Below are 18221 nucleotides of genomic sequence, written 5' to 3'. Positions count from 1 at the left end.
GGATAACAACATTTGAAAAAAGAAATAAAATGCTTTTTATGAAAGCTTTCGATAATTAAAGGCTTTACAATATTAGGGAGTAGGGAAGACAAATATTGGAAAAGAGTGTGATGATGCCGATTCATAAATGTAAAGATGGTGGTGTACAATAATGAGTTTATCATTATAGCATTCATAGGAGCCATCGTGAAATGGGCTTGAGAGCATTGAGAAATGTTTCTTTAAAACAGATGTGGGAATTGGCAACGCAAATATATTCCGTTTGGGGCGTTTTGTTCCTTCGTGAGGAATGTGATCTTCATTAAGGAACGCGATAAATAAAAGTGTGAAGCAATGGCAATCTTCATTATAAGATATTGCTGTGGATGCCTTGGAAAATCATAAAGATAAATTAAAAGGAAATGGAAATATAAAAATTTATTTATACCCTTAAAACTTCATATTCTTCCCAGTTTAGGTTGTCTGGTCGTTTCAGGTATAAACAAAACAGAGAATAAATACGCAATTATGTGCGCGTTCCTATTTGGCAATACGACAACTGAAACAGCTTATAAAGCGCTAAATTGTTTTTAGTCTTTGCTTCAAACGTGTTGCACCACTGGAATTAGGTGTTGGTTTACAGGTAATAATAAAAGTACAGGCTTTGTTAGTATGCTGTATTTTACAATAGAAAGCGTTTCTAAGAATTGGAATTATAGAGAGATGGGCGCAGTAAAACATCTTTTAGAAATTTTCCCGTATAGGAAGCGGGAACCTTAATGATGTCTTCAGGGCGTCCAATTGCAACAATTTTACCACCGCGATCTCCACCTTCTGGTCCTAAATCAATAATCCAGTCGGCTGTCTTTATAACATCAAGGTTATGTTCAATGACTATAACTGTGTTGCCTTGCTCGACTAGTTCGTGAAGCACTTCAAGAAGTTTGGAAATATCATGAAAATGTAAACCTGTTGTCGGTTCATCCAAAATATAGAGTGTACGTCCCGTTGTTTTACGAGAAAGTTCTTTCGCAAGTTTTACACGTTGTGCTTCCCCACCAGAAAGTGTGGTTGCTTGCTGTCCTACTTTTATGTAACCCAATCCTACTTTAATGAGAGTTTCCATTTTATTATGAATAGCGGGAATAGCTTGGAAAAATTCCTCTGCCTTTTCAATTGTCATATCCAAAATATCGGCTATAGACTGTCCTTTGAATTTTATTTCTAGTGTTTCTCGGTTATAGCGTTTTCCTTTACAGACATCGCAAGTAACATAGACATCAGGTAAAAAGTGCATTTCAATTTTGATGACTCCATCACCTTGACATGCTTCGCACCGTCCTCCTTTCACATTAAATGAAAAACGCCCAGCTTTGTAACCGCGGGCTTTTGATTCTGGAAGATCGGCAAACCACTCACGAATCGGTGTAAAAGCACCTGTATAGGTTGCGGGATTAGAGCGTGGGGTGCGTCCAATAGGAGACTGGTTGATATCGATGACTTTATCAAGAAATTCTAATCCTTCAATTTTGTCATAGCTGGCAGGGCTGTGATGAGAGCCCATGATATGATGTGATGCTGCTTTGAAAAGCGTTTCAATAAGAAATGTTGATTTTCCTCCTCCAGAAACACCAGTTATGCATGTGAAGGTTCCAAGAGGAATATTCGCATTGATATTTTTGAGGTTATTGCCTTTGGCGCCGATGACTTTAAGTGTTTTCGTTTTTGATATTTTGCGTCGCTCTGTAGGCATTTTAACAGCCATTTTTCCTGAAAGGTATTGGCCTGTGAGAGAGGCTGAATTTTCTATAATTTCCTGCGGTGTTCCTTGCGCTATGATTTCTCCACCATGAACGCCCGCGGCAGGCCCCATATCGACAACATAGTCTGCTGTGAGAATAGCATCTTCATCATGTTCAACAACAATAACTGTATTGCCAAGATTGCGCAAATGGCGCAGCATTTCCAACAGGCGTTCGTTATCGCGTTGGTGTAAACCGATAGATGGTTCATCTAAAATATAAAGAACGCCTGTAAGACCAGAACCAATTTGAGATGCCAACCGAATGCGTTGGCTTTCTCCCCCTGAAAGCGTTCCTGAATTTCGAGACAAGGTAAGATATTCCAATCCTACATGATTTAAAAAAGCCAAACGTTCACGAATTTCTTTTAAAATACGTACGGCGATATTACGTTGTTTTTCTGTGAGATGTTGATGAACATTGGCAAACCAATTATCTGCTTTTAGAATAGAAAGATCTGATATTTGCCCAATATGCATTCCGTTGATTTTTACAGCAAGTGCCTCTGGTTTTAAACGATAACCGTGACAAGCTGGGCAGGGCGAAGAAGACATATAACGTTCGATTTCTTCTCGAGACCAAGCAGAATCGGTTTCTTTCCAGCGTCTCTCCATATTAGGGATGATTCCTTCAAAAGGTTGGGTCATTTTATGCGAACCAGAATTATTTTTATAGATAAAAGAAATTTCATCTCTTTTTGTACCGTAGAGAATAGCCTGTTGTGCTTCATTAGAGAGTTCACACCATTGATCTGTGAGTTTGAAACCGTAAGCTTTTCCTAATGCTTCTAAGGTTTGTTTATAGTAAAGTGAATCTGATTTAGCCCAAGGGGCAATGGCGCCATTCTTGAGGGTAAGATTTTTATTGGGCACAATTTTCAGTGGATCCATTGTTTTTTTTATGCCCAGTCCATCGCAGAGAGGACAGGCGCCAAAAGGATTATTGAACGAAAAAAGGCGTGGTTCAATTTCAGGAATAGAAAAACCCGATACAGGGCAGGAAAACTTTTCTGAAAAAATGAGCCGTTTGTGTGTATCATTTTTTGATTTATGAGCAGATTCCTTTGTTGTTTCTTTTTGTGCTAAGGGTTGGTCTGCCATTTCAGCAATGGCAAGCCCATTTGCTAGCTGTAAACAGGTTTCTATACTATCAGCCAAGCGAGAGGTGATATCCTTTTGTACAACAATGCGGTCTACCACGACATCGATGTCGTGTTTATATTTTTTATCAAGAGGTGGAATATCAGCGATTTCATAGAATTTTCCATCAACTTTAGCGCGTTGAAATCCTCTTTTTAAAAGATCTGTTAGCTCTTTTTTATATTCTCCCTTTCGTCCTCGCACCAAAGGGACCATAATAAAAATTCGCGTTCCTTCTGGTAAGGACATAATTTGATCCACCATTTGGCTTACTGTCTGGCTTTCAATAGGAAGTCCTGTTGCAGGAGAATGAGGAATACCAATACGAGCAAAGAGAAGACGCATGTAGTCGTGGATTTCAGTAACGGTCCCTACCGTTGAACGAGGGTTGCGACTGGTTGTTTTTTGTTCAATGGAGATAGCTGGAGAGAGACCGTCTATGCGGTCGACATCGGGTTTTTGCATGACTTCCAAAAATTGGCGTGCATAGGCTGAAAGGCTTTCGACATAACGGCGTTGTCCTTCAGCGTAAATTGTATCAAACGCTAAGGATGATTTCCCTGATCCAGAAAGTCCTGTTATAACAATGAGTTTATCACGAGGCAGATCGAGATCAATATTTTTAAGGTTATGCTCACGTGCACCGCGAATGGAGATATATTTTTGATGAGTCATACTTTATCCTTGGCATATGTGGCAAAAATTGAGCACCTAAAATGGAATAAAACTGTTTTTTTAGAATTATAATGTGTTTAACTGCTTTAATGCAAAAGGAAGGTATAAGTTTTGTGAAAAAAATACAAATGAGCAGCTTTTTATTCTCTCGTGGTGGAATAAACTATGCGTTTTTATCATCTTTTGTTATAATTACACTGAATACAATATTGGTAAAGGATAGCAATACCCATATTGATGGTCAATTGCGACATGTAAATTGAAGGTCAAGATGGTTATAACTGTTATAGAACAGAGTATTTTACAAATTAAAATTTTGGAGTTTATGCGATGGCTGGTAGCCTTAATAAAGTTATTTTGATTGGTAATCTTGGTGCGGATCCTGAAATCCGCCGTTTGAATTCTGGTGATCAAGTGGCAAATCTGCGTATTGCTACTTCAGAAAGTTGGCGCGATCGGAATACAAATGAGCGAAAAGAACGCACTGAGTGGCATAGTATTGTTATTTTTAATGAAAACCTTGTCAAAGTTGCAGAGCAATATTTAAAAAAGGGGAGCAAAATTTATATTGAGGGGCAGTTACAGACACGAAAATGGCAAGATCAAAATGGAAATGACCGTTATACGACAGAGGTTGTTTTGCAAAAATACCGTGGTGAATTACAAATGCTTGATGGGCGCGGAGCAGCGGGTGGAGAGCAGGGAGCAAGTCAAGGGGGGAGTTACAGTGGTGACTTTGCTAATAGTAGTTTAAATCAAAGAAATACTTTTGGTCAAAATAATAACCAATTAGGAGAAAGTTTTTCACACAAATTAGATGATGATGTTCCTTTTTAAGAGGCTTTAAAGTTGCAGTATTATGATTGCTTTATGGTTTGTTTGTTTTAGATTTTTGAAGTTTAGCAAAGTGAAAGTTGTTAATTATTATTGGTAATTTAAAATATAAATTAATAACATCTTGAAAAATATTGTTAAATTTCTTTTTTGTTATGGGAGAGAAATTAGCATTTTTGTGTATTTTTCGATATAAACCGATATAAATAAAGTGAAATGATTCTTTTTTGAAAGTTTTTAAATTGTGACCGATCTTACTCCACACCCAGAACGTGATGTGCTGACCGGTATTGAACCAATCAGTATTATTGATGAAATGCAACGCTCCTATCTCGATTATGCGATGAGCGTGATTGTTTCGCGTGCACTCCCTGATGTCCGTGATGGTCTTAAGCCTGTTCATCGACGTATCCTTCATGCTATGAATGAGATGGGGCTTTCTTTCAATAAGTCGTATCGTAAATCTGCTGGTGTTGTTGGTGAGGTTATGGGGAAATTTCATCCCCATGGTGATGCTTCAATTTACGATGCATTAGTGCGTATGGCGCAGGACTTCTCTTTGAGAAATCCATTGATTGATGGTCAGGGGAATTTTGGTTCCGTTGATGGTGATCCACCTGCAGCTATGCGCTATACTGAGTGTCGTTTAGAAAAAGTTTCAGAAGAACTTTTAGCTGATATTGATAAAGATACTGTTGATTTTCAGGATAATTACGATGGGCGTGAGCGTGAGCCGGTTGTCTTGCCAGCACGTTTTCCCAATCTTTTGGTTAATGGGTCAGGGGGAATTGCTGTAGGAATGGCAACCAATATTCCTCCCCATAATCTTGGTGAAGTCGTTGATGGTTGTATTGCTTTGATTGATAATCCTGATATCACACTCGATAAAATAATTGAAATTATTCCTGGTCCGGATTTTCCTACAGGGGGTATTATCCTTGGCCACTCTGGTGTCCGTTCAGCTTATGAAACAGGGCGGGGTTCAATTATTATGCGTGCTAAAGTTGATATTGAAGAAATTCGTAGTGGTCGGCAGGCAATTATTGTGAGTGAGATCCCTTATCAAGTTAATAAGGCCACAATGATTGAGAAAATGGCCGAATTGGTGCGCGATAAACGCATTGAGGGAATCTCTGATTTGCGTGACGAATCGGATCGTGATGGATATCGCGTTGTTATTGAGTTGAAAAAAGATGTTGTTGCGGAAGTTGTTTTAAACCAATTATATCGTTATACGCCGCTGCAAACTTCCTTTGGTTGTAATATGGTTGCTTTGAATGGGGGAAAACCCGAACAGATGACGTTGCTTGATATGCTTCGTGCATTTGTTTCTTTTCGGGAAGAAGTTGTCAGTCGGCGAACAAAATATCTTTTGCGTAAAGCGCGTGAGCGAGCACATGTTTTGGTTGGCCTTGCCCTTGCTGTTGCCAATATTGATGAAATTATAGCGCTTATTCGCAAAGCTCCTGATCCGCAGACAGCACGTGCACAGTTAATGGAGCGACGCTGGCCAGCGATGGATGTCGCGCCTTTGATTAAACTTATTGATGATCCTCGTCATATTATTCATGAGGATGGTACTTATAATCTCTCTGAAGAACAGGCGCGTGCTATTTTAGAATTGCGTTTGCAACGATTGACAGCCCTTGGGCGTGATGAAATCGCTGATGAATTGAATAAAATTGGCGTGGATATCGCTGACTATCTTGAGATCTTGGCATCACGCGTACGCATTATGTCTATTGTTAAGGATGAGTTGAGTGCTCTTCGTGAGGAATTTGCAACGCCGCGACGTACCGTATTTGGTTTTGGTAGCGCTGAGATGGAGAGTGAAGATCTGATCGCACCAGAGGATATGGTGGTAACGGTAAGCCATAGTGGCTATATTAAGCGCGTACCTCTTAATACCTATCGTGCACAGCGACGTGGTGGTAAGGGGCGTTCTGGTATGTCCACGAAGGATGAGGATTTTGTAACGCGGTTGTTTGTTGCCAATACGCATACTCCGGTTCTTTTCTTTTCATCACGTGGGATTGTTTATAAGGAAAAAGTTTGGCGGCTGCCGCTGGGGACACCCCAATCGCGTGGGCGGGCTTTGATCAATATGCTTCCTTTACAACAAGGTGAGCGTATTACAACGATTATGCCTTTGCCTGAAGATGAAGCGAGCTGGAGTGCATTAGATATTATGTTTGCGACAACACGTGGAACTGTGCGTCGTAATAAATTATCAGATTTCGTTCAGGTTAATCGTAATGGTAAAATTGCGATGAAACTTGATGAAGAAGATGAAATTCTTTCTGTTGAAACCTGTACAGAACATGATGATGTTGTTCTAACAACAGCCAATGGACAATGTATCCGTTTTCCAGTTGTTGATGTTCGTGTCTTTGCTGGGCGTAATTCTGTGGGAGTTCGTGGTATCAATTTAGCTAAAGGCGATAAAGTCATTTCGATGACAATTTTAGAGCATGTCGAGGCGACGTCCATTGAGCGTTCTGCTTATATTAAACGTGTCATGAATGAACGGCGTGCTTCTGGTGCAGATGCTGATGTTGAAGATATTGTCATTCTGGATGAAGAAGATGGGGGTGCTGAAACAGAGTTAACAGATGAACGTTATGCAGAACTTCATGCACGTGAACAAATGCTTTTGACAGTGAGTGAGTTTGGTTATGGTAAACGTTCTTCTTCCTATGAGTTCCGGATTTCGGGACGTGGCGGAAAGGGGATTCGCGCAACAGATCCATCTAAAACAGCTGAAATTGGTAAATTAGTAGCGGCTTTTCCGGTGAAGGCGCAAGATCAAATTATGTTGGTATCAGATGGGGGGCAGCTTATTCGTGTCCCTGTTGAGGGAATTCGTACTGCTGGGCGCTCAACTAAGGGAGTCACAATTTTTAATACAGCCAAAGGTGAAAGAGTCGTATCGGTTGAACGTATTTCTGAACCTGAAGATGATACGAGTTCATTAGATGATGAAGGTGAGAAGCATTCTGATACAGTTGATATGAGCGAAGAAAAATAATTTTTAAGAGGAAGGAGTAAAGTCATGAAAATTGCTCTTTACGCGGGTTCTTTTGATCCTCTTACAAATGGTCATCTTGATGTTTTGAAAGGGTGTTTTGTGTTAGCTGATAAGGTGGTCGTCGCTATAGGGATACAGGCTGACAAAAAAACACTCTTTAGCTTCGAAGAGCGTGTTGATTTCATTACGCAGGTAGGGAAAGACTTATTTGGTGCAGATTCTAATCGATTGCAGGTTCTTTCATTTAGCAACCTTCTCATTGACAAGGCTCGTGAAGTTGGTGCTTCATTTCTCGTTCGCGGATTGCGTGATGGTACTGATCTTGATTATGAAATGCAAATGGCAGGGATGAATGGCATTCTGGCTCCTGAATTGCAAACTGTTTTTTTGCCCGCAAGTGTTTCTGGGCGTGCGATAACGTCTACATTGGTACGTCAAATTGCCTCTATGGGAGGTGATGTGACACCATTTGTGCCGCCCAATGTTGCACAAGCTTTGCGCTCGAAATTCCAGTCTTTAAAGGAGAATAATTGTGTCTCGTAGAATTTTTGCTGTTTTGATATGTGTGTTTTGTTTTTTTTCATTGTCTGCAGTCGCTGGTAATCCTAGCCCAGCAAGTGATGCAAGCCTTCTTGTTTTATCTCTCAAAGATGGTGATGTCATTATTCGTCTGCGTCCTGATTTGGCGCCAAAGCATGTTGCGCAAATCAAAAGATTAACAGAGGAGGGGGCCTATAATAATGTTGTGTTTCATCGCGTTATTCCTAATTTCATGGCGCAAACTGGTGATGTAGAATTTGGAAAAAAAGGCAGTAGAGATTTTGATCTGAAACGCGTTGGTATGGGTAGTTCAAATTATCCCAATATACCGGCGGAGTTTTCAAAACAGCCGTTTAAGCGTGGCACAGTTGGGATGGCACGATCACAAGATCCGGATTCCGCGAATTCTCAATTCTTCATTTGTTTTGATGATGCTGATTTTTTAAACGGTCAGTATACGGTTATTGGAGAGGTTATAAAGGGGATGGATGTTGTTGATAAAATAAAAAAAGGTACGACAAGTAATAATGGATCTGTAAAAAATCCTGATGTTATTAATGCTGCTACTTTACAAGTTGAGAAATGAATCAAGGGAGCTTTCCATATGGCTGAGAATAAAAATCCAGAGAATACTTTAATTCTTGAAACAACAAAGGGCAGAGTTGTTATTGAGCTTTTTGCTGATTTGGCACCTTGTCATGTTACACGTATTAAAGAACTGGTACGGGAAGGTGCTTATGATAATGTTATTTTCCATCGCGTTATTGATGGTTTTATGGCGCAAACAGGGGATGTGCAATTTGGAAAGAAGGATAGTGAAAAATTCAATTTATCACGTGCTGGTATGGGAGGGGCAGAAAAACCAAATTTAACAGCAGAGTTTTCAAATCTTTCTCATAAGCGTGGTACAGTTTCTATGGCACGGAGTCAGAATCCAAATTCTGCTAACTCTCAGTTTTTTATTTGTTTTGCAGATGCTCCGTGGCTTGATCGTCAATATTCCATATGGGGGCAGGTTGTTGAAGGTATGGAAAATGTTGATAAAATTAAACGTGGTGAACCTGTTGCAGATCCAGATTCAATTACCAAAGCCATTATTGCTGCGGATGTAGAATAGTATAAACTATACTGATTTCAATTGTAAGTTTCTAAGAAAAAATACTCTTTTCTGATCAATAAAGGCACACGAAACTCTTTTGTAGTATCACGCTTACCTTTTATAATTTCGAGCTAAGCATTGTCCATATATTTTCTTCAATCGGATCTTCCTGAAGAATATAACGCAACGGATTTGTACAAACACCTGTCAGAATAAGAAAACGCAAAGTCTGTTGTATTATGGTTGTTGTTTGGCAAAGTGTTTTATAAAAAATTCGGCATTTCTCTTCAATCCATTGTCGGTCTTAATGGTTTTATGATGTTACTTTCCTAAGAGAGCGTGTGCTTTTGTTTCTGCTCGTAAATCAACATCCAATCCTAATGCAGAAGCATGTTTGAAACACATATTAAGACGGATAAGAGCTTTACTAGCTCATCCAGTTTTCCTAGCAAGGTGGAAAACCAGCATTTATATATATTGGCGTAATCTTTAAAATAAGAAGACGGTTTAATCTTAGAAGAATATAATAAAGGCGCAGAAGTGAAACAAATGGCTAGTCTTGCCATCTCCTTTTTAATTCAACTTTACTTTTTTAAAAGTATCTAACGCAATATCTTTTAAATAATGAAGATTATGCATGGACTTACGCTTTTATTTTTCTCGTTTTTTAATAGAGGAATGCTCCAAACGGAATACACTTGTGTTGCGTATTTACGTGTTTTTTTAAGAAGCATTTCTCAGTACATATCAACGTTCACTTCCACGATGATATTCATGGCATGTATAGTTTTAAAGCTATAAATAGTATAAAATCTATTATGCACCACCTTCTTTAAAGCTTATGACGGAGCAAGCGGGTACCATCATACGCTTTTTCAGCCTCTAATGGTACGATAGAGCTTTTGGTATTTGAGAATCTTTACAAAAAGCATTTTTAGTTTTTTAAAGTATTTTTATTTACACGTTAATTTTTTTTGTGAATTATCTTAAATGCCAAGAGCTATCTCAATATTGTGAGTGGATAAGTGATTATGCTCATTTGCGCTTTTATTAAGCGTGAGGATCGCTGTGCCCAGTAGATGAAAAATTTTTATCTGTAAAAGTTAAAGAATATGTAAGCTGTACAATGCGTTCAAAATTTTCTTCTATGGGTACAAAGTTACTGCTTATGGAAGTATGTGAAGATGAAATTATTGTGATAATAATTTTGCAGTTCTGTTAAGGCTTTAGTGCGTTAAGCGTAGGTATTTTGTGGTATGATATTATAAGGATTTTACTATTTTTCTAGAGTTAGATTATCACTTTTATTATGGTGATTTCTTAATAAGAAATGTTCTTTTATTTCGTTTAATTTTTGATGCTGGTTACAATATTGAGCGAATCAAAAATTAATTCATAAAGCTTTTGACAATGCTCGTAAGGGGATATCTTTTTTCTTTCTATAGAGATATGCATTGATGGAATCAAAAAGACGAGAGTTATGATAAAGACATTTCATTATAGAAAAATTGCTCAAGATGGGTATGCACGTCGAGGCGAAATTATAACGGGGCGAGGATGTGTTCGTACACCCGCATTTATGCCTGTTGGGACGGCAGGAACCGTTAAGGCTATGTATATGGATCAAATTCGTGATCTTGGTGCAGATATCATTTTGGGGAATACTTATCATTTAATGTTACGTCCAGGAGCTGAACGTGTTGCGCGTTTGGGAGGATTACATGAATTTTCACGCTGGAGCGGACCTATTTTAACCGATTCTGGTGGCTTTCAGGTTATGTCATTGGCGGGAATCCGTAAAATTACTGAACAAGGTGTGATTTTTCGCTCTTACATTAATGGAGCTTACTATGAAATGAGTCCAGAGCGTTCTATCGAAATTCAAGAACTTCTTGGTGCGGATATCCAGATGCAGTTGGATCAATGTATTGCATTACCCGCAACTGAAAAAGAAATGGAAGAAGCTATGGAACTTTCATTGCGGTGGGCGCTGCGTTGTAAAACAGCTTTTGGAGATCAGCCAGATAAAGCATTGTTTGGGATTGTTCAAGGTGGTGATAATATGAAACTGCGTGAACGTTCTGCTCAAGCATTAAAAGAAATCAATTTAAAAGGTTACGCTATTGGAGGGCTTGCTGTTGGTGAGCCGCAGAGTGTTATGACAGCAGTATTGGATACTACTTGTCCGATTTTACCAGAGGATAAACCACGCTATCTTATGGGAGTAGGGACACCTGATGATATTTTACAAAGTGTTGCTCGTGGTGTTGATATGTTTGATTGTGTTATGCCGACGCGTGCAGGACGTCATGGTTTAGCTTTTACCCGCTTTGGTAGAATTAATTTGCGTAATGCGCGTTATGCAGAAGATCCACTTCCTCTTGATCCACAGTCACTTTGTCCAGCAGCACATGATTATAGTTGTGCTTATTTGCATCATTTGATTAAATCTGGTGAATCTCTTGGGGGGATGTTATTGACTTGGAATAATCTTTTTTATTATCAACAACTTATGCAGGGAATTCGTGATGCCATTGAGGAAGGCTGTTATGCTGATTTTTGCGCTGAAACGCGTGCTCTATGGGTACAAGGACGCTAAAATATTAATCGTAATATAGTACCTCATTTTTTTATTGAATTTATTCTCGCACTTACAAATTTAGTTAAAAATATGAAATTAGAAACATCTTCCAAAATTATAAAATTTCACTATCTTAAAATATAACAGTGCGGTTTTATAAGGGCACATATTCTGTTTCTAATTACTATATAAAAACAGAAACTGTTACTCCGGTACGCGCTACCTGATCCGGAGAAAAACAGTTTTTCTGTTTCTGATGACTGTTTACAGCAACAATGTTAATGAGGCGTTAGCGAACTCTTAAAGAAGTATGAAAATTGTACTTTTATGAGCTACTTGGTGTTTTTTATTACTAAAGGTAAAGAATGGATTATATACAATCGAACAGATAAATTTTTAGAAAATTAAAATAAAGCTAAAATAAAATTACAAAATTTAAAATTTTATTTTTCAAGTTTTTATATATAAATATTCTTTAACATATATTTATGTAATATTATTTATATAATAAAACTATAAATATTATGTCATAATAAATTAAATATTAATCACGGTAATTGTCATATTTATAAAATATAAATAAATATACTTATACAAAATTTATTATATTTGTTTTTTTCTTTGTTTATAGAATTTATCTGAAAATAATCATAATATATTTACGTGAATATTTTAATTTACAGATAGTGAGTTAGATATCTGATGCGATTTCTCTGTGAGAGAGGGGTAAAGATGTCTAAAAGAGGGTATTTAATAAATCTAGAAACCAAGCACTATTATCATGAGAATTTTTAAAAGACTCTATAATAATTTATAAGAATGGCGTAAAGTTGAAATTATAACTTATCGATTTGGAGGGTCTATATTCAGGTAGCAAAAATAAAGCAACAATAATTTTGGGGGAGAAGTTTTATCTTTGTATCAAGATAATGATGAGATATTATTCACTTGTTTGAAATGCATTCTTCGGCAAATTTTAGAATTATTTATAGGATGTAGTATATCGTTGCAAAATAAAGCTTTCACTGTAAAATTACAATGGCTGAAAAGAGGAGACAAAGTTTATTATCTGGCAGATCTGATAGAAATAGGTGAATACGTCTATGATCTTGAGGTTTTCAAAGATTTTCCATTAAAGAATCTTACTTAAAACTCCATAAAATGCTTTATATATCAAAATATTTCTAAAACTTTATTGGGGACTATTGGGCATGCGTATAACAATGTTTTGAATTTTTGTTTGTGTGTATTACAGATATTTACAGTTAAAACTCCTATTCAGAAGTGATGATATGAGGGATTCTTATCAACAAAAGGTTCTTGTATTGGGAATTGATTCGAGAATACGACGTTTAATAATTTTAGCTCTTGCCGTGGGCAGTTTTGCTATTGGTACTGCAGAGTTTGTTGCAATGGGGCTACTGCCAGAGATGGCACGAAGTTCCTATGTTGATATTCCTACCGCTGGTCAATATATTTCTGCTTATGCATTAGGAGTTGTGATTGGAGCACCTCTTTTAGCTGTGGCAACAGCTCAGGTATCACGCAAAACTGTTTTGATAGGCTTGATGCTTTTTTATGCCTTAGCAAATATTGCTAGTGCCTTTGTTTCTGATTTTAGCATATTAGTAGTATTACGCTTTCTCAGTGGACTTCCTCATGGAATCTATTTTGGACTTGCGGCTATGGTTGCCTCTTCAATGGTAGAAATGAAAGAACGTTCTAAAGCTGTTGGATATGTTATGCTTGGCTTAACAATTGCAACCGTTTTGGGAGCACCCAGTGCTACTTGGATTGGTCAACTTATTGGTTGGCAGATTGCTTTTGTCCTTGTGGGGATGATCGCTTTATTATGTTGTTTGCTTGTTTGGAATTTTTTTCCTTGTAATTCAAGTTTTCCAAAAACGAATCCTTTGCAAGAAATGGGTGCATTAAAGCAAAAGCAGGTGTGGCTTCTTTTGTTGATGGTGTCGGTGGGAGCGTCAGGATTATTTTCTGTTTTCACTTATATCAAGCCAACATTAATGCATATTTCTGGTGTTTCACTTGAGTTGGTACCATTTATCATGCCGTTAGTTGGATTGGGTATGGTGGTAGGAAATCTCTTGGGGCCTAAATTGGCCGTTAAAATTGGTATTTCGCCGATGATATTTTTTTCTATGCTTTGGAGCGTATTTGTTTTTTTTCTTTTTTTCTTTTTATCCTATGCTCCGTTAACAGCGGCAATAGGATGCTTTTTTGTTGGAACTTCTTTTGCTGCTATGCCTTCTATACAAACAAAAATTATGGATGTTGCACTACAGGGACAGATTTTGGCAGGAGCATTAATGCAGTCTGCTTTTAATATTGCCAACGCTCTTGGTGCAGAATCTGGAGCATTAGTTTTAAAATTGGGCTATAGTTATGAATATACAGCTGTTTTAGGAAGTGTTCTAACTTTGTGTGGATTAATGGTTTTTTGCGTCTCATGGTATATGGAGAAGCATGCTTAATATTTTTCATTTTTTAAATGAAGAAGGAATTTTTCTATTTATTTTTAGTTATTGGAATGTCCTGTTGGATTTTTCAATATGCAGTAAGAAATGCGCAGTGCTAATGGAATAGCAAGACAAAATAAAAGACCCATGAGCACTATAAGAAGAGTTTTTGCTGCTAAGATCATTCCTATTGTTCCTCCAGGATTAAAGAGGCCAGCAAGATTGGTGATGACTCCTGCTAGAGTTGCACTTAAGGCCGCTGAAAATAGTTGTACAGAGGTAAGGGATTCACTGGCACGGAGAGCATCTTCATCATTTGCACATTGTAAGATCCTTGTGAGCAAATGTGGCCATGCTATGCCCGCACTGATTCCAATAGAAAACAGTGCTAAGCAAATAATAAAAATATATTCAAGCGCGGAAACTTCTGTTGGGATGAGCCATAAAAGAATCACTATGCCTAACAGTTTTAATAGGGGCGAGTATACAATGATGTTGCGAATTTTTTTTGTGGAGACACCAGCACTTGAGATGGCTCCACATGTCCACCCTAGGCTCATAAGTGCTGCTATATAACCAGCAACAAGTGGAGCTTGCCCATGAAGCTCTTGAAGAAAAAGTGGAAAATAAAGTTCTATACTGTATACGACTGTTGTCATAACAAGTATCAATGCGTAAACAGAAAAGATTTCAGAAGAGAAAGAAAAGGATTTGCGGGGCAACATAGGATGAGGGGTAGATGATTCGATTTTTGCTAGAACAAAGAGAAGACTAAGTCCGATAACTAATCCGCAAATTTTTGCTATTGTAGACTCCATAGCCCCTCCAACAGAAATAATAAAAATCAATAAGGTGAGTGTGAAAAGCTGGAGAAGAGGAAGAGGGGGTGTTGGAACATCGTTTTCATTCTTTTTTGGTAAAAATTTAAAGGCGATGAGTGAGAAAAATATAGCTAATACGCCAATGATCAAAAAGGATGCTCGCCATAGCCCATAATATACAGAAAGCCCCCCGATTGCTGGTCCTAACAAGGTTGATATTCCCCACATTCCAGAGATAATACTTAATGCATGTGACCATAAAGATGGGCTGAAAACAATCCGTACCATGGAATAGGATAGGGATAACAAAGAACCACTTCCAAATCCTTGGATAAAGCGTCCTATTAAAAACAATGGCATAGATGAAGAAATGCTGCACATAAAAGTGCCTAGGGTGAAGATAAGTCCAGAAATAACATACGCATTGCGAGGACCTAATTTCCCTAATATTTTTGTTGCAAGTGAAGTACCCACGAGTGAAGCTGTAATAAAGACAGTAGCCACCCAAGAATAATATATTTCACTGCCAATATGATTCATAAGAGAGGGTAAAATAGTAATAACAATATAAACGTTGGTGGCGTGTAACACAACTCCACCTGTAAACGTTAAAAAGCAAAGACCATTTTTACCCAATAAAAGCGCAGACCAGCCCTGTTTTTTCACTGTTTTTTGCTATTTAATAAAAATCTATCCTCTTTTTACTTATAAGGTACTTCTTTGAATTTGCCAAGAGAAATTCAAAGCTCTGTTTAGAGCTTTGAATTTTAATTTAAGTAATAACTTAACTGCCCATTGCTTTTTTGAGATTCTCATCAATTTTATCGAGGAAACCTGTTGTAGAAAGCCACTTTTGTTTAGGCCCAATCAAAAGTGCGAGATCTTTGGTCATAAAACCTTCTTCGACGGTTTTAATACAAACTTCTTCCAATGTCGTGGAAAAGTTTTTTAACTTCTCATTGTTATCTAGTTTAGCACGGTGCGCTAGTCCACGCGTCCATGCAAAAATAGATGCAATAGAGTTCGTTGATGTTTCTTCATTCTTTTGATGTTGACGATAATGGCGTGTTACGGTGCCGTGTGCTGCCTCTGCTTCAACAATTTTGCCGTCAGGTGTCATGAGAACAGAAGTCATGAGACCCAGAGAACCAAAGCCTTGGGCAACAATATCAGATTGGACATCACCATCATAGTTTTTACATGCCCATACGTATCCACCTGACCACTTTAATGCAGAAGCAACCATATCATCAATAAGACGGTGTTCGTAATATAATTTACGGTTTTCAAATTCAGTTTTAAATTCCGTATCGAATATTTCTTGAAAGATATCTTTAAAACGACCATCGTAAGTTTTTAGAATGGTATTTTTTGTTGAAAGATAAACTGGAACATTCCGTTGTAGTCCATAATTAAAGGATGCGCGGGCAAAATCACGAATTGACTCATCAAGGTTATACATAGCCATGGCAACCCCTGCGCTTGGAGCATCAAAAACATCATGTTCAATAACTTGATTGTCATCACCTACAAATTTAATACTTAATTTCCCTTTGCCTGGAAATTTAAAATCTGTTGCCTTGTATTGATCGCCAAAAGCGTGACGTCCGATAATAATTGGCTTTGTCCAGTTAGGAATAAGGCGAGGGACATTTTTACAGATAATGGGTTCGCGAAAAATGACTCCTCCTAAAATATTGCGGATTGTACCATTAGGTGATTTCCACATTTTTTTTAGGTTAAATTCTTTAACGCGTGCCTCATCAGGTGTAATGGTTGCGCATTTTATACCAACCCCATATTTTTTGATAGCATTGGCAGAATCTATAGTTACCTGATCATTGGTTGCATCACGATTTTCGACGGAAAGATCATAATATTTTAGATCAATGTCGAGGTAGGGATGGATTAATTTATCTTTGATATATTTCCAGATGATGCGGGTCATCTCATCCCCATCAAGTTCAACAACGGGGTTTTCTACTTTGATCTTTACCATTAGAAATCCTTTTTCTTTTAAGCAATACTACTTGTATAACACTTTCAAGTTTATAATGAAAAGTAAAAACAAGGGAAAAAAGCATTCAAATATGAGCTTTTAGAATATATTATCAATAGAGTGTAAAATTTTGGTGGAGGGTTTAATCTTTGAAAAGAAGTGATGTGTTGCAAATCTATAATTATTCTATGATTGATGAAGAATCTGTTTAATGGATAAGGTAGTTAGATCACCGGGGGACAGGGATTGTGCATTTTTATTATCAGAGATTCCATTTAATAAGTTGATCGTATTCTGAATTATAGTTTCTTGATTTTTTGTGTTAGGTGAATAAGAAACTATTTTTATATTGCTATTCCAATTCTAAGATTATGGTCTGTTTGTTTATAAAAAGTTTAATGTGATAACAAAGGCACTGTAATTAGAAATGCTTCATATAAAATGCGTTTGGGATAAACTTCAGTTTTGAAGGTTGGAAAAAACGTATAAATGATGCGGCTGGTTTTAATTTAAAAATTAACAGCAGACGCGAAAATATGACTTATAAATTACCGTATCGCGAGCTAGAATCTTCTAATTCTTATGTTTTATCGATTCTTATTGTTATTAACTGTGTGCAGTAAAACACTATCCTCGAAATGCAACAAAGAAATTAATCACCTAATGATTCTTGTATCCTTTTTACGAAGAGATACCTTTTAAAATCTTATTCCCTCATTTTTATTTATGCATTCCTCATTTTTAAAAACACAAATAAAATGAATATATTACACATATAAAAAAGAAACATGGTACGCCCAAGGGGCGGGTATAGAGTAAATAAAATCAAAGAATTATATAGAATATAAGGGAATTAATGAATTTTGATTCTATTACGTTTTTTTGTCTCTACCCCTAACTTTTTTGGAGCTTTTTTATAGCTTCAAGAGCTAGTCTTTTACGATCTGCACTCTTTGTATAAAGGGATGCCATCTGATCTTCTGTCCAGCCAAAAATTGCTTTCAATTGTGATACTGTTGCTCCAGAATTAGCTGCGCGTGTTGCGGCTAATTTTCTTAATCCATGCGCCGATTTTTTAATTCCAGCCGCATTACAAGCGTCTCTAAATGCATTCCCAAAGCTTTCTTTGGAGAGTTTTTGATTAGTTTTACTACAGATGAATGTTTCTACTCCAATAGGACCAGCTTCAAGCGTTTTGGCTAATTCCGGTAAAATAGGTAGAAAGACATCTGTTTGGAATTTACTTT

11 protein-coding genes are annotated in these 18221 nt (G+C 37.3%); 7 read left to right on the top strand and 4 right to left on the bottom strand.

Annotation, left to right across the window (positions count from 1 at the left end):
- Window positions 1-679: 679 nt before the first annotated feature.
- Entirely contained in the window at window positions 680-3595 is a 2916-nt protein-coding gene (gene uvrA, locus ACFINE_RS06145) for an excinuclease ABC subunit UvrA (protein ID WP_375621406.1), read from the bottom strand.
- Between the two features lie 330 nt (window positions 3596-3925).
- On the opposite strand from uvrA, the gene ssb reads away from it, so the two are divergent.
- From ssb to ACFINE_RS06110, 7 genes are all read left to right on the top strand, one after another.
- The gene (ssb, locus tag ACFINE_RS06140) at window positions 3926-4432 is read left to right on the top strand and encodes a single-stranded DNA-binding protein (RefSeq protein ID WP_375621405.1); all 507 of its coding nucleotides are present in this window, start codon (window positions 3926-3928) and stop codon (window positions 4430-4432) included.
- Between the two features lie 241 nt (window positions 4433-4673).
- Complete coding sequence (gene gyrA, locus ACFINE_RS06135; RefSeq protein ID WP_375621404.1) at window positions 4674-7457, top strand: DNA gyrase subunit A; 2784 nt, start codon at window positions 4674-4676, stop codon at window positions 7455-7457.
- Between the two features lie 24 nt (window positions 7458-7481).
- Window positions 7482-8000, top strand: a complete 519-nt coding sequence (coaD, locus tag ACFINE_RS06130) for a pantetheine-phosphate adenylyltransferase (protein ID WP_375621403.1) — start codon at window positions 7482-7484, stop codon at window positions 7998-8000.
- The gene (locus tag ACFINE_RS06125) at window positions 7990-8583 is read left to right on the top strand and encodes a peptidylprolyl isomerase (protein WP_375621402.1); all 594 of its coding nucleotides are present in this window, start codon (window positions 7990-7992) and stop codon (window positions 8581-8583) included. The genes coaD and ACFINE_RS06125 overlap by 11 nt, the downstream gene beginning before the upstream one ends.
- Before the next feature lie 18 nt (window positions 8584-8601).
- Window positions 8602-9114: a peptidylprolyl isomerase gene (locus tag ACFINE_RS06120; protein WP_375613107.1), complete on the top strand. Its 513-nt coding sequence runs from the start codon at window positions 8602-8604 to the stop codon at window positions 9112-9114.
- A gap of 1462 nt (window positions 9115-10576) precedes the next feature.
- Window positions 10577-11695 (top strand): tRNA guanosine(34) transglycosylase Tgt, encoded by a 1119-nt coding sequence (gene tgt / locus ACFINE_RS06115; protein WP_375621401.1) that lies wholly within the window; start codon window positions 10577-10579, stop codon window positions 11693-11695.
- 1274 nt (window positions 11696-12969) lie between these two features.
- Window positions 12970-14169 carry an MFS transporter gene (locus ACFINE_RS06110; protein ID WP_375621400.1) on the top strand — a complete coding sequence of 400 codons (1200 nt, stop codon included), beginning with the start codon at window positions 12970-12972 and terminating at the stop codon, window positions 14167-14169.
- Between the two features lie 44 nt (window positions 14170-14213).
- Here ACFINE_RS06110 and ACFINE_RS06105 read toward each other — a convergent pair whose 3' ends face one another.
- The 3 genes from ACFINE_RS06105 to ACFINE_RS06095 all read right to left on the bottom strand — a co-directional run.
- Complete coding sequence (locus tag ACFINE_RS06105) at window positions 14214-15641, bottom strand: MFS transporter (protein WP_375621399.1); 1428 nt, start codon at window positions 15639-15641, stop codon at window positions 14214-14216.
- Window positions 15642-15759: 118 nt separating this feature from the next.
- Window positions 15760-16974, bottom strand: a complete 1215-nt coding sequence (locus ACFINE_RS06100) for an NADP-dependent isocitrate dehydrogenase (RefSeq protein WP_375621398.1) — start codon at window positions 16972-16974, stop codon at window positions 15760-15762.
- Between the two features lie 894 nt (window positions 16975-17868).
- Window positions 17869-18221, bottom strand: a 353-nt coding sequence (locus tag ACFINE_RS06095) for a tyrosine-type recombinase/integrase (RefSeq protein WP_375621397.1), incomplete at its 5' end; no start/stop codon positions are given.

This window comes from Bartonella sp. AA97HXZ, from assembly GCF_042196985.1.
Taxonomy (GTDB): Bacteria; Pseudomonadota; Alphaproteobacteria; order Rhizobiales; family Rhizobiaceae; genus Bartonella.
The sequence above is the reverse complement of the archived record's forward strand: the minus strand, read 5'-3'. Positions and strand labels throughout refer to the sequence as shown.

Excerpts from the sequence above, each read along its gene's own strand:
- uvrA (WP_375621406.1), bottom strand. The coding sequence starts at position 3,595 with ATGACTCATCAAAAATATATCTCCATTCGCGGTGCACGTGAGCATAAC.
- ACFINE_RS06110 (WP_375621400.1), top strand. The coding sequence starts at position 12,970 with ATGAGGGATTCTTATCAACAAAAGGTTCTTGTATTGGGAATTGATTCG.
- tgt (WP_375621401.1), top strand. The coding sequence starts at position 10,577 with ATGATAAAGACATTTCATTATAGAAAAATTGCTCAAGATGGGTATGCA.
- ssb (WP_375621405.1), top strand. The coding sequence starts at position 3,926 with ATGGCTGGTAGCCTTAATAAAGTTATTTTGATTGGTAATCTTGGTGCG.
- coaD (WP_375621403.1), top strand. The coding sequence starts at position 7,482 with ATGAAAATTGCTCTTTACGCGGGTTCTTTTGATCCTCTTACAAATGGT.
- ACFINE_RS06120 (WP_375613107.1), top strand. The coding sequence starts at position 8,602 with ATGGCTGAGAATAAAAATCCAGAGAATACTTTAATTCTTGAAACAACA.
- ACFINE_RS06100 (WP_375621398.1), bottom strand. The coding sequence starts at position 16,974 with ATGGTAAAGATCAAAGTAGAAAACCCCGTTGTTGAACTTGATGGGGAT.